This is a genomic window from Microbacterium sp. Nx66 (assembly GCF_904066215.1).
Lineage (GTDB): Bacteria > Actinomycetota > Actinomycetes > Actinomycetales > Microbacteriaceae > Microbacterium > Microbacterium meiriae.
On the sequence record NZ_LR880474.1, the window covers coordinates 1,163,398 to 1,175,361 of the forward strand.

An 11,964-nucleotide genomic window follows, 5' to 3' on the forward strand; every position below is an offset into this window, starting at 1 on the left:
AGTCAGTCGATCCGGAGGTCGAGTCCGAGGTCCAGCGCCCGCGCGGAGTGCGTGAGGGCTCCGACCGAGATCACATCCACCCCGGTCTCGGCGATGGCGCGGACGGTGGTCAGCTCGACGCCGCCCGAGGCCTCCACGATGGCGCGCTCGCCGATGAGCGCCACGCCGGCGCGCAGATCGTCGAGGGAGAAATTGTCCAGGAGCACGGTATGGGCGCCGCCGTCGAGCACCGCAGGGATCTGGTCGAGACGGTCGACCTCGACGACGACGTGGGCGGTGTGCGGCAGCCGCGAGAGTGCCTCGCGGAGAGCCGTCGCGAGATCGAGCCCGGACCTCTGGAGCACTGCGAGGTGGTTGTCCTTCGCCATGACCGCGTCGGAGAGCGAGTACCGATGGTTCCGCCCGCCGCCGGACACGACCGCGTGCCGCTCGAACGCTCGCAGACCGGGCGTGGTCTTGCGGGTGTCGGCGATGCGCGCCCGCGTTCCCTCGACTTCGCGGACGTAGGCGGCGGTGAGCGTCGCGATGCCCGACATCCGCTGCGCGAAGTTCAACGCGACGCGTTCGGCGGTGAGCACAGCGCGGGCCGGCCCTGTCACGGTGGCCAGCACGTCGGAAGCCCTGAAGGCATCGCCGTCGCCCACGTGCAGGTCGACCGTGACGTCCGGGTCGGTGAGGAGGAACGCGGCGGCGAACACCTCGCCGCCGCTGAAGACCCCGTGCTCGCGGGCGACGAGGTCGGCCGTTGCCGTCGTCTCCGCGGGGAGCAGGGTGGTGCTGGTGAGGTCGCCCCAGGGGGCGTCCTCCTCGAGCGCGGCTCCGACGACGCGGTGCAGGGTGGCGTGGGTGAGCATCAGGCGGTCTCCAGGATCGACGGGTGTCCCATGGTCGGTGCGTCGGGGGCGGGATCATCACGGTGATGGGCGCCGGCCGAGGCCGGGCGTGCCAGGGCGGCACGGAGGGTGGCGTCGGCGACCAGCAGCAGATTCCGGTCCTCGTGCGTGCGGACGTCGACCGCAGGAGGCAACCCGACGGCCCACCCGCGCACGATGCGGAGAGCGCGCTGCAGGCCGGATACGTTCCGCCGCAGGCCGACCTCGTCCCACAGCAGCCGCTGCAGAGCCGCGCGGTCGAACGGGGGGAGGGGCTCCGGTGCGACATCCGCGTCCGCGGCGTCTGTCCCGTCCGTCGATGACGGACACGGGGTGATGTCGACGGCAGCGGTGGGCCATGGCTCGTCCAGCGCGGCGGCGGCCCTGGCTCCGAACACGGCTCCTTCGAGGAGCGAGTTGGAGGCGAGCCGGTTGGCTCCGTGCACTCCTGTCCGGGCGATCTCGCCGGCGGCGTACAGCCCCGGGATGGTGGTCCGTCCGTGCCGGTCGGTGACGACGCCGCCCATGAGGTAGTGCGCGGCGGGGGTCACCGGCAGCGGCTCCCGGGACCAGTCGAAACCGCGGTCGCGCGTCACGCGGTCGATGGTCGGGAAGCGGCGGGCGAGCGCATCGGCCCCCAGCCCGGTGGCATCGAGGTGCACGGGCGTCCCCTGCCGGGCTGCCTGCCCGGCGATGGCCCGGGCGACGACGTCGCGCGGGGCGAGCTCCCCGTCGGGGTGGCTGTCGAACACGAACCGTCGTCCGTCGCTGTCGCGGAGCACGGCTCCCTCACCGCGGACGGCTTCGGACAGGAGGAAGACCGGGACGCCGGGGAGGGTGGTCGGGTGGAACTGCACGAACTCCAGGTCGGCGATGGCGGCGCCGGCGCGCAGAGCCGCCGCGATGCCGTCGCCGGTCGTCTCGATCGGATTGGTCGTGTGCGCGTAGAGCTGCCCTGCCCCGCCCGTGGCGAGGATCACGGCGTCGGCCCGGATCTCGACCGCGGCGCCCTCGCGGAGGACCGTGATCCCGCGGATCCGTCCCGCCTCGACGATCAGATCGAGGAGCATCGTCCGCTCGCGGACGGACATCGGCGTGCGCTGAACGGCCGCGCATAGCGCCGCGGAGATCGCGGCCCCGGTCGCGTCGCCCCCGGCGTGGAGGATGCGGGCATGGGTGTGCGCCGCCTCCCGCCCGCGGGCGAGGGCACCGCCCGGCGCCCGGTCGAAGGCGACGCCGCGGGCCAGGAGCTCGGCGATCCGGGCGGCGCCGTCCGCCACGAGGGCGTCGACGGCGGCCGGATCGCACAGACCCGCTCCGGCGCTGATCGTGTCGGCGGCATGCGCCGCCGGTCCGTCGCTCGGCCCGTAGCCGCCGGCCACGCCGCCCTGCGCGAGCGGCGTGCATCCGCCCCCGAGCGCGCTCTTCGTCACGAGCGTCACGGCATGCCCGATCTCGTGCGCGTGCAGCGCGGCGGTGAGTCCGGCGATCCCGGAGCCGACGACGACGACGTTCATCGTGCCCCGGCGGCCACCGGCGGCTTGGCGGCGAGCATCCGCTCGAGCGCGAGGCGAGCCGGGGCGGCGACGTCAGGGGAGACCGTGATGCGGTTCGGGGTGCGGCCGGCGACCAGCTCCTCCAGGACCCACGCGAGGTAGCCGGGGTGGATGCGGTACATGGTCGAGCACGGGCAGACGACCGGGTCGAGGCAGAAGATCCGGTGCTGCGGGTACTGCGCGGCCAGGCGGCGCACGAGGTTGATCTCGGTCCCGACCGCGAACGTCGTCGGTTCCGTGGCCTCGGCGATGGCGCGGCGGATGTACTCCGTCGAGCCGGCCTCGTCGGCCGCGTCGACGACCTCCATCGGGCACTCCGGATGCACGATCACACGGACCCCCGGGTGCTCCGCGCGGGCCTGGTCGATCTGCGCCACGGTGAACCGCCGGTGCACGGAGCAGAAGCCGTGCCAGAGGATCACCTCCGCGTCGACGAGCTCCTCCGGGGTGGAGCCGCCGAGCGCTCGCCGCGGGTTCCACATCGGCATCCGGTCGAGCGGCACCCCCATGGCCTTCGCGGTGTTCCGACCCAGATGCTGGTCGGGGAAGAAGAGCACGCGACGGCCGCGGGCGAAGGCCCACTCCAGCACCGTGGCGGCGTTCGACGAGGTGCACACGATGCCGCCGTGCCGCCCGACGAAACCCTTGATCGCCGCGGAGGAGTTCATGTAGGTGACGGGGATCACCGGCACGCGGCCGTCGGAGTCGGGGGTGTCGAGGTCGCCCAGCACATCGGCGAGCTGCTCCCAGCACTCCTCCACCTGGTCGATGTCGGCCATGTCCGCCATGGAGCACCCGGCGGCGAGATTCGGCAGGATCACGGCCTGGTCGGGCTGCGACAGGAGGTCGGCGGTCTCGGCCATGAAGTGCACGCCGCAGAAGACGATCGCCTCCGCATCCGGCCGCATCGTGGCGGCGGTGGCGAGCTGGAACGAGTCACCCACCTCGTCCGCATGGGTCACGACCTCCTCGCGCTGGTAGAAGTGGCCGAGGATCACCACCCGGTCTCCGAGGGTCGCCTTGGCCGCCTCGATGCGCCGGTGGAGCTCGGCTTCGTCCGCCTCGCGGTAGGCGGCGGGGAGCTCCCCCTGCCGGGGAGCCCCGGTCGGGATGACGTCGCCCATGGAGGATCCGGGCCCGTACCCGGGGCGCGTGTCGAAGTCCCACGGGCCGACGGCGAGGTCGGTGGTGCACGTAGCGTCGGTGGAGGTCCCGCCAACGATGGCCTGGATCGCGTGATCGACGGACGGGTCGGCCGCAGGGACCACGGGGGTCGGGACGAAGGTGATGCTCATCGGGTTCTCGTTTCCTCGGGGCGGAGCGGGCCGCGGTCGGCCAGCTCGACGTCGGTGTCGTCGCGGTACAGGCGGGCCGGGCGGTGGCTGCCCGTGCGGAAGCGGTCGGTGCGGGTGAGGTTGCCCGCGGCCTCGACCTGCCGCCGGAAGTTCGCAGGGTCCAGTGGGCGCCCGAGGATCGACTCGTACGCCTCCCGCAGCTCGGCGAGCGTGAACTCGGCGGGCAGGAAGCCCTGGGCCACGCGGCTGTAGCCGACCTTGTTGCGGAGGCGCCAGAGCGCGTACTCGATGATCTCGTGATGATCGAAGGCGAGTGCGGGCAGGCCGTCGACATCGAACCACTCCACGTTCTCCGGCGCGCGACCGGACGCCCGATGCGCGGTGATCTGGGCTTCGACGTCGTCCTGACGCAGCAGTGCCCAGTACACGATCGAGACGACCCGCGTGGGGGAGCGGTCGACGGCGCCGAAGGCGTAGAGCTGCTCCAGGTAGGTGGGCGCAAGGCCCGTCGTCTCGGCGAGTGTCCGGGCCGCGGCGTCGACCGGCGACTCCTCGGGGGTGAGCCACCCGCCGGGAAGCGCCCATCGCTCTGCGAACGGCTCGCGGGTACGGCGGACGAGGGGGAGCGCGAGAACGGGAGGACCGTCGTCACCGCGGCGCAGCGTGAGGATCACCGTCGAGACGGCGACGCGGATGTCCGCACTTCGAGTCATATGCACCTTAACCTCCGTAGACGATCTTAGTGTCACGACGACCTTTAGTGCGGGCGCATGACGCAGAAAGGTGTCGAGTCCGAAACGTTATCTCCTGCCCGCAGGAAGGCTTGTTCCCCCGGAGCGGGTTTGTTAGGTTACTGTCCTAACAAACCCCTTCGAGGGCGGCCCGCAGGCCACCTCCCGGGGTTCCCGTGAACCCCGCCCGGGGTTCGGCTCCAACCGGAGAATCCCTCCTGCAGTGCAGCACCGAGAGGAAATGAAGAATGATCCGTAACGGAAAGCGCAAGATCGCGCTCACGGCGGTCGCGGGGGCCTCGGTCCTCGCCCTGGGCCTGACGGCCTGTGGTGGCGGCGGCGGTGACGGCGACGAGGGCGGCAACGCGTCCAGCGACCGTGCCCTCCGCGTCTGGGCCGGCAGCACGACGCCGATCACGACGAACTACAACCCGTTCGCCCCGAACGTGCTCCACGGCGCACTCGGCCCGATCTACGAGCCGCTGTTCTTCTACAACAAGACCAAGGACGAGGAGCCCATCGGCCTCATCGGCGAGTCCTTCGAGTACAACGAAGACGGCACGCAGATCACGGTGAAGATCAAGCCCGACCTGAAGTGGAGCGACGGCGAGCCGCTCACGGCCGCGGACGTGGCCTTCACCTTCCTGTACGAGGCGAACAACCCCGAGGGCAACCAGCTGGTCTCCGCCGAGGCCACCGACGACACCACGGTCGTGCTCACCTACGGCATCGCGCAGTACACCACGGAGTTCCAGCGGATGGGGTCGAGCTACATCCTCCCCGAGCACATCTGGAAGGACGTCGACGACTTCGCGAACTTCACGAACGAGGAGCCGGTCGGGTCGGGCCCGTACGTCGTGGACAAGACCACGAGCGAGTCCTACACGCTGGTCGCCAACGAGAACTACCGCGGCGCCGACGAGCTGGCCATCAAGAAGGTCCAGTACATCGCGGTCGACAACAACCAGACCGCGCAGGATCTCGTGACGGCGGGTGAGCTGGACTGGACCGGCATGTTCATCCCGAACCCGGACGACGCGACCGCCAACGGCAAGATCGAGTGGATCAACACGCCGCAGGACCCGACCGTCCTCTACACCTGCTCGAACGCCGAGCTCGGCTGCACGGGCCCGCAGACGGACGTGGCGGTCCGGCAGGCGCTGAACGTCGCCGTCGACCGCGCCACCATCAAGGACAAGGCGTTCGTCGGTCTCACCGCCGACGTCTCGCCCGCCTACACGCTGCTCCCGCGCGATGAGAAGTGGCTCACCGACGACGCGTACGAGGTCAGCCCGCAGGAGGCCAACGTCGAGGAGGCCGCGTCCATCCTCGAGGCTGCCGGCTACACCAAGGGCTCCTCCGGGATCTACGAGAAGGACGGCGCGCCCGTCGAGCTCAGCCTGATCTCGGTCGACGGCTGGACGGACTACAACGACGCCGCGAAGCTCATCGCCGAGCAGGCCGAGGCTGCGGGCATCAAGATCACCGCGTCGACCGTGCAGTGGCAGGAGTTCGTCGACGCCCGCCAGTCCGGCGAGTTCCAGCTGATCGTCGGCGGCGTGGTCGGCACGACCATCGCCGACCCGTTCCAGATCTACCGCGACTGGTTCGGTGGCACCGAGGTGCAGTCCACCAGCCCCGTCGGCACCGAGATCCCCCCGGGGCGCTGGAACTTCAGCCGCTACAACAACCCGACCGTCGATGCGGCCATCCAGCAGGCCATCAGCACCGAGGACGAGGCGGAGCGCAAGGAGCTCTACGCCACGATCCAGGACGCGATCGTCACTGACGTGCCCTACATCCCGCTCGTGATCAACGCCACGCAGACCTTCTACAACACGAAGGACTACACCGGTTGGCCGACCGAGGAGAACCTCTACGCGTTCCCGCCCTCCTGGGGTGCGATCGCGGCCGGGTACGTGCTGACGCAGATCAAGCCCGCCGGCTGAGTCTCGAGAGGAGCAGGGGAAGCAGGAAGTCAGGACAGGTGACATGAAGTTCTATGCACGAAGGATCGGGTTCTACGCATTCACGCTGTGGGCCGCGATCTCCATCAACTTCCTGCTTCCCCGGCTCATGCCGGGGGATCCCGCCGACATCATGATCGCGAAGATGCAGCGGGCCGGCGGAGAGGTCTCCGAGACCACCATCCGCAACATCAAGCTCCTGCTCGGCGGTGATGATGCGTCCCTCTGGGAGCAGTACCTCGCGTACTGGGGACGCATGCTCCGCGGCGATCTCGGGGTGTCGGTGACCAAGTTCCCCACCCCGGTGTCGGAGCTGATCGCCGGCGCCCTGCCGTGGACGCTGGTGCTCGTCGGCACCGCCACGGTCATCTCCTTCCTGCTCGGCGTCGTTCTCGGCGCGTGGGCCGGGTGGAAGCGCGGCACCTGGGTCGACCACCTCATCCCGGCGACCACCGTCCTGCAGTCCATCCCGTACTTCTGGCTCGCGCTCGTCCTCATCGCCGTCTTCGCCGTCGGTCTGGGATGGTTCCCGATGTTCGGCGGGTATGACGTCTTCGACTTCCCGGACGGCCCGGAGCCGACCTGGGCGTTCTTCACCGACGCCGTCACCCACTCGCTCCTTCCCGCGATCACGATCGTGATCAGCTCGGTGGGCGGCTGGATGTTCGGCATGCGCAACATGATGGTCTCCACGCTCGCCGAGGACTACGTCCTCACCGCTGAGGCGAAGGGACTGCGGCCGCGGCGCATCATGACGACGTACGCCGCGCGGAACGCCGCCATCCCGTCGATCGCAGGCTTCTCGATCACCCTCGGCTTCGTCGTCGCCGGCTCCATCGTCATGGAGCAGGTGTTCACCTACCCGGGTGTCGGCAAGCTCATGTTCCAGGCCGTCACCAACAACGACTACGCGCTGATGCAGGGGCTGTTCCTCGTGATCACCCTCACGGTGCTCGTCGCCAACTTCTTCATGGACCTCGTCTATGGCTTCATCGACCCGAGGGCTCGCCAGAATGTCTGACACGAAGAACCCGCTCCTCGTGGAGGAGTCGCCCACCGTCGCCCCCGAGGGCACCGTCGCTCTGGCCACCCAGCGTCAGGAACGCAGACGTCGCCGCATCCTGCCCAGCACCTCGCCGAAGTTCATCGTCGGTGCCGTGCTCGTGCTCACCATCGTGCTCTTCGCGATCATCGCGCCGTTCTTCACGCAGAACCCGCGCAGCACCGACAACCCCGCCCTCGCCGCGCCGTCGGCGGAGCACTGGCTGGGCACGACCAAGCTCGGCAACGACGTGCTCGCGCAGCTCGCGATCGGAGCGCAGGGGTCGCTGCTCATCGGCGTCACGGCCGGCGGCATCGCCATCGTGCTCTCGCTCCTCTTCGGTGTCCTGGCCGGGTACCTCGGCGGTTGGCGGGAGGACGTCCTCGCGCTGCTGACCAACGTCATGATCGTGATCCCCGGACTGCCGCTGGTCATGGTGATCGCGTCGTTCGTGCCGCAGCGCAGCTGGCAGCTCGTCGCCTTCGTCCTCGGCATCACCTCCTGGGCCGGAGCGGCGTACGTGCTGCGGCTGCAGACCCGCTCGCTCCGCACCCGCGACTACGTGTACGCGTCGAAGGTGGCAGGCGAGAAGTCCCTCCGGGTGATCCTCGTCGAGATCATGCCGAACCTGCTCCCGCTGCTGACCGCGCAGTTCCTGTTCGCGATCATCTTCGCCATCCTCGGCGAGGCGGGGCTCTCCTACCTCGGCCTCGGCCCGAACTCCTCGATCACCTGGGGCTCGATCCTCAACGACGCCCAGTCTGGTCAGGCCCTCGGCCGCGGCGCCTGGTGGTGGTTCGTGCCGCCGGGCATCATGATCGCGATCCTCGGCGCGGGGCTCGCCCTGATCAACTTCGCCATCGACGAGGTCATCAACCCGAAGCTGCGCAACGCGCCCGATGCGGCCCGTCGTCTGCGCAAGGCCGCGAAGGAGAAGGGAGTCACCGCATGAGCGACGCCGTGCTCACCGCCAGGAACGTCTCGATCGAGTACGAGGTCGACCCGCCGGTCAAAGCCGTCCGCGATGTCTCACTCACTCTCCACCGGGGCGAGATCCTCGGGCTCGCGGGGGAGTCGGGCTGCGGGAAGACCACCCTCGCGTACGGGATGAACCGGCTGCTCAAGGCGCCGGCCCTGATGACCGACGGCGAGATCGTGTTCCACGACCGCGACGGCCATGACATCGACGTCGTCGGACTCGACGGCGACGGGCTGCGCGCATTCCGCTGGGACAAGATCTCGATGGTCTTCCAGGGGGCGATGAACTCCCTCAACCCCGTCATCTCGGTCCGCGCGCAGATCTTCGACATCTTCGACACCCACCGCCCCGGAATGTCGAAGAAGGCCAAGCACGAGCGCGCCGAGGAGCTGCTCACGCTCGTCGGCGTCGACCCCGGGCGGCTGACGAGCTTCCCGCACGAGCTCTCCGGCGGCATGCGCCAGCGCATGATGATCGCGATGGCGCTGGCACTCGACCCGCAGGTCATGATCATGGACGAGCCCACCACGGCGCTCGACGTGGTCGTGCAGCGCGGCATCATCCGGGAGATCATGCGTCTGCGGGAGAAGCTCGGGTTCGCCGTGATCTTCATCACCCACGACCTGCCCATGCTCATCGAGATCAGCGACCGCATCGCCGTCATGCTGCAGGGACGGATCGTCGAGCAGGGCACGGCCGAGGAGATCTACCGCAACCCGCAGCACGAGTACACCCAGCGGCTGCTGTCGAGCTTCCCGTCCCTCACGGGCGAGCGGGGCGACTTCGTCCGCAGCGGCGGCGTGAACCAGGAGGTCATCCGATGAGCGTGGACGGGACGAGGCGTGCGGGCACCCTCGAGGCGAGGAACCTCGTCAAGGACTTCCACCTGCGGTCGGGGTTCCGCACGAGTGTGCTGCACGCGGTGAAGGACGTGTCGTTCACCCTGGAGGCGGGGCGGACCACGGCCCTCGTCGGCGAGTCCGGATCGGGGAAATCCACCATCGCCCGGATGCTGATGAAGCTGGAGACGCCGACCTCGGGGAGCATCCTCCTGGACGGCGAGGAATCCGGCACGCGGGGCTCGGCCCTGGAGCGCTACCGGTCGGACGTGCAGATGGTCTTCCAGGACCCGTTCGCCTCGCTGAATCCCTTCCACACGATCGTGCACCACCTGGAGCGTCCGATCCGGCTGCACCACCCGAAGCTCGACAGCCGCGAGGTGCGGGCGCGGGCGATCGAGCTGCTGGAGCGCGTGCGGCTCACTCCGGGGGAGAGCTTCGCCGAACGGCGCCCGCACGAGCTCTCCGGTGGGCAGCGGCAACGCGTGGCGATCGCGCGGGCCCTCGCCCCCGGTGCCCGGTTCATCGTGGCGGACGAGCCGGTGTCGATGCTCGACGTGTCGATCCGGCTCGGCGTGCTCAACCTGCTCGCCGAGCTGCAGCGCGAGGAGAACCTCGGCGTCCTCTACATCACACACGATCTGGCGACCGCGCGGCACTTCTCCGACGACATCATGGTGCTCTTCCAGGGCGATGTCGTGGAGCGGGGAACAGCCGACGAGGTGATCCTGAACCCGCAGCACGAGTACACCAAGACGCTCCTGGCGGCGGCACCCGAACCGGAGAACCTCGGCAGGCTCCGTGACGAGGTCAGGGCGGAGCTCGCCCTGGGCTCCTGAGCGGGCGGGGGAGACCGCTAGACTGAACCCACAATCGAAGACAGGCCGAACGACCGACGCGGGAGAGCCCCGGCGCATGCAGCCGGGCACCGAAGGAGCAAGCCTCCCCGCCAATCTCTCAGGTACGCGTACCGCGGAGGTCCGGCCGCTCTGAAAAGCGATCCCGAGCACCGGGGGATCCGCCGACGGTGAAAGCCCTGTGCACGCGCGCGGGCGAAGCTCTCAGGCCCATGACAGAGGGGGAGTTCCCAGGGACGACGTCGTCGTCCCGCCCGACCCAGCCCGGGAGAACTCCATGTCCGACCCCCGCTACACCCCGTTGCGCGAGCGCCATGAGGCGCTCGGCGCCTCCTTCACCGATTTCGGCGGCTGGCAGATGCCGGTGCGCTACACGTCCGACCTCGCCGAACACCACGCGGTGCGGCAGGCGGCGGGCGTCTTCGACATCTCGCACATGGCGGAGTTCACGGTCCGCGGCACCGGTGCCGCGGGGTTCCTCGACTACGCCCTCGCCGGACGGCTGTCCGCGCTCGCGGTCGGCAAGGCGAAGTACTCGCTGCTGCTGACGCCTCAGGGCGGCATCGTCGACGATGTGATCGTCTACCGCCTGGCGGACGACGACTTCCTCATCATCTCCAACGCGGGCAACCGCGAGGCCGTGCGTCAGGCACTCACCGAGCGGGTGGCGGACGCCGACGCGGGCCCCGTGGAGGTCGCGGACGTCTCGGACGACTACGCGCTGATCGCCGTGCAGGGCCCTCGGGCCGAGGAGATCCTCGCGGCGACGGAGGGCATCGCCGACGTCAGCGTCCCGTGGGCGGAGCAGAAGTACTACGCGTGGGCGACCGCGTCTTTCGCGGGGGAGCCGCTGCTCCTCGCCCGCACCGGCTACACCGGAGAGGACGGCTTCGAACTCCTCGTCCCGGCCGCCCACGCGACCGCGCTGTGGGACGCGGTGCTCGACGCCGGTACTCCGCACGGTCTGGTCCCCGCCGGCCTCGCCGCCCGCGACACGCTCCGGCTGGAGGCCGGCATGCCGCTGTACGGCCATGAGCTCAGCCTCGCCACCGCACCCGCCCAGGCCGGCCTCGGCCGCGTCGTGGTCGCCGCGAAGGACAGTTTCGTCGGCAAGGACGCGCCGGCGCCCGCCGACGACGCCCGGATCCTCGTCGGCCTGACGGCGGAGGGGCGACGCGCCGGCCGTGCCGGCTACGCGGTCGTCGACGCCGACGGCACCTCGATCGGAGAGATCACCAGCGGCGCCCTGAGCCCGACGCTCGGCCACCCCATCGCGATGGCCTTCGTCGACCCTTCTTCCGCAGAGGAGGGAACCGCAGTATTCCTTGATGTGCGGGGGACCCGCATCCCCGCGACCGTGACCGCCCTGCCTTTCTACCGGAGGACAAAATGACCGACCTCAGCGCACTCCGCTACACCGACGAGCACGAGTGGATCGCCGGTGATGGCGACACCGTCACCATCGGCATCACCGACTACGCCGCCGAGAAGTTGGGGGACGTCGTCTTCGTCGAACTCCCCGCCGTCGGCACCGAGCTGACCGCCGGCTCCGTCGTCGGCGAGATCGAGTCCACCAAGTCGGTCGGGGAGCTCTACGCCCCGGTCGCCGGCACGGTCGTCGAGATCAACGACGCCGTCGTCGACGACCCCTCGCTCGTTAACGCCGAGCCGTTCGAGGGCGGCTGGCTGCTCAAGGTGTCCGTCGCCGCCGGCGCGCTGGACGGACTGCTGGACCGCGACGCCTACGTCGCACTCACGGAGGGCTGATCCGGAAGTGGTTGCATTCGCCGATCGTCACATCGGACCGACCGAGGCCGCCCAGCGCA

Annotated in this window: 11 protein-coding genes and 2 riboswitches; of the genes, 7 read left to right on the forward strand and 4 right to left on the reverse strand. The window is 69.8% G+C overall.

What is annotated here, in order from left to right; genetic code table 11:
* Positions 1-2 precede the first annotated feature (2 nt).
* The 4 genes from nadC to MICNX66_RS05495 are packed head-to-tail and all read right to left on the reverse strand — an operon-like array spanning position 3 to position 4,436.
* Entirely contained in the window at positions 3-854 is an 852-nt protein-coding gene (gene nadC / locus MICNX66_RS05480; RefSeq protein ID WP_187663628.1) for a carboxylating nicotinate-nucleotide diphosphorylase, read from the reverse strand.
* The gene (gene nadB, locus MICNX66_RS05485; protein WP_187663629.1) at positions 854-2,389 is read right to left on the reverse strand and encodes an L-aspartate oxidase; all 1,536 of its coding nucleotides are present in this window, start codon (positions 2,387-2,389) and stop codon (positions 854-856) included. The genes nadC and nadB overlap by 1 nt, the downstream gene beginning before the upstream one ends.
* Positions 2,386-3,723 carry a quinolinate synthase NadA gene (gene nadA, locus MICNX66_RS05490; RefSeq protein WP_187663630.1) on the reverse strand — a complete coding sequence of 446 codons (1,338 nt, stop codon included), beginning with the start codon at positions 3,721-3,723 and terminating at the stop codon, positions 2,386-2,388. Before nadA ends, nadB begins: the two co-directional genes overlap by 4 nt.
* Complete coding sequence (locus tag MICNX66_RS05495) at positions 3,720-4,436, reverse strand: NUDIX hydrolase (RefSeq protein ID WP_187663631.1); 717 nt, start codon at positions 4,434-4,436, stop codon at positions 3,720-3,722. The genes nadA and MICNX66_RS05495 overlap by 4 nt, the downstream gene beginning before the upstream one ends.
* A 266-nt stretch (positions 4,437-4,702) precedes the next feature.
* Between MICNX66_RS05495 and MICNX66_RS05500 the strand changes: the two genes are divergently transcribed.
* From MICNX66_RS05500 to gcvH, 7 genes are all read left to right on the forward strand, one after another.
* Entirely contained in the window at positions 4,703-6,403 is a 1,701-nt protein-coding gene (locus MICNX66_RS05500; RefSeq protein ID WP_187663632.1) for an ABC transporter substrate-binding protein, read from the forward strand.
* A gap of 43 nt (positions 6,404-6,446) precedes the next feature.
* A complete protein-coding gene (locus tag MICNX66_RS05505) occupies positions 6,447-7,442 on the forward strand; it encodes an ABC transporter permease (RefSeq protein ID WP_187663633.1) in 996 nt (331 codons plus the stop codon).
* On the forward strand, positions 7,435-8,415 hold the full coding sequence (locus MICNX66_RS05510; RefSeq protein WP_187663634.1) for an ABC transporter permease: 981 nt from the start codon (positions 7,435-7,437) through the stop codon (positions 8,413-8,415). The genes MICNX66_RS05505 and MICNX66_RS05510 overlap by 8 nt, the downstream gene beginning before the upstream one ends.
* Complete coding sequence (locus MICNX66_RS05515; RefSeq protein WP_187663635.1) at positions 8,412-9,266, forward strand: ABC transporter ATP-binding protein; 855 nt, start codon at positions 8,412-8,414, stop codon at positions 9,264-9,266. The genes MICNX66_RS05510 and MICNX66_RS05515 overlap by 4 nt, the downstream gene beginning before the upstream one ends.
* Positions 9,263-10,120 (forward strand): ABC transporter ATP-binding protein, encoded by an 858-nt coding sequence (locus tag MICNX66_RS05520; RefSeq protein WP_187663636.1) that lies wholly within the window; start codon positions 9,263-9,265, stop codon positions 10,118-10,120. Before MICNX66_RS05515 ends, MICNX66_RS05520 begins: the two co-directional genes overlap by 4 nt.
* 49 nt (positions 10,121-10,169) lie before the next feature.
* A riboswitch (glycine riboswitch) is annotated at positions 10,170-10,264 on the forward strand.
* Between the two features lies 1 nt (position 10,265).
* Positions 10,266-10,364: riboswitch (glycine riboswitch) on the forward strand.
* 51 nt (positions 10,365-10,415) lie between these two features.
* Positions 10,416-11,531 carry a glycine cleavage system aminomethyltransferase GcvT gene (gene gcvT, locus MICNX66_RS05525; RefSeq protein ID WP_187663637.1) on the forward strand — a complete coding sequence of 372 codons (1,116 nt, stop codon included), beginning with the start codon at positions 10,416-10,418 and terminating at the stop codon, positions 11,529-11,531.
* Positions 11,528-11,905 (forward strand): glycine cleavage system protein GcvH, encoded by a 378-nt coding sequence (gene gcvH, locus MICNX66_RS05530; protein ID WP_060923660.1) that lies wholly within the window; start codon positions 11,528-11,530, stop codon positions 11,903-11,905. Before gcvT ends, gcvH begins: the two co-directional genes overlap by 4 nt.
* The last annotated feature ends 59 nt before the right edge of the window (positions 11,906-11,964 follow it).

Bases quoted from the DNA above. Each gene is read 5' to 3' on its own strand.
- nadC (WP_187663628.1), bottom strand. From the start codon at position 854: ATGCTCACCCACGCCACCCTGCACCGCGTCGTCGGAGCCGCGCTCGAG.
- nadB (WP_187663629.1), bottom strand. From the start codon at position 2,389: ATGAACGTCGTCGTCGTCGGCTCCGGGATCGCCGGACTCACCGCCGCG.
- nadA (WP_187663630.1), bottom strand. From the start codon at position 3,723: ATGAGCATCACCTTCGTCCCGACCCCCGTGGTCCCTGCGGCCGACCCG.
- MICNX66_RS05495 (WP_187663631.1), bottom strand. From the start codon at position 4,436: ATGACTCGAAGTGCGGACATCCGCGTCGCCGTCTCGACGGTGATCCTC.
- MICNX66_RS05500 (WP_187663632.1), top strand. From the start codon at position 4,703: ATGATCCGTAACGGAAAGCGCAAGATCGCGCTCACGGCGGTCGCGGGG.
- MICNX66_RS05505 (WP_187663633.1), top strand. From the start codon at position 6,447: ATGAAGTTCTATGCACGAAGGATCGGGTTCTACGCATTCACGCTGTGG.
- MICNX66_RS05510 (WP_187663634.1), top strand. From the start codon at position 7,435: ATGTCTGACACGAAGAACCCGCTCCTCGTGGAGGAGTCGCCCACCGTC.
- MICNX66_RS05515 (WP_187663635.1), top strand. From the start codon at position 8,412: ATGAGCGACGCCGTGCTCACCGCCAGGAACGTCTCGATCGAGTACGAG.
- MICNX66_RS05520 (WP_187663636.1), top strand. From the start codon at position 9,263: ATGAGCGTGGACGGGACGAGGCGTGCGGGCACCCTCGAGGCGAGGAAC.
- gcvT (WP_187663637.1), top strand. From the start codon at position 10,416: ATGTCCGACCCCCGCTACACCCCGTTGCGCGAGCGCCATGAGGCGCTC.
- gcvH (WP_060923660.1), top strand. From the start codon at position 11,528: ATGACCGACCTCAGCGCACTCCGCTACACCGACGAGCACGAGTGGATC.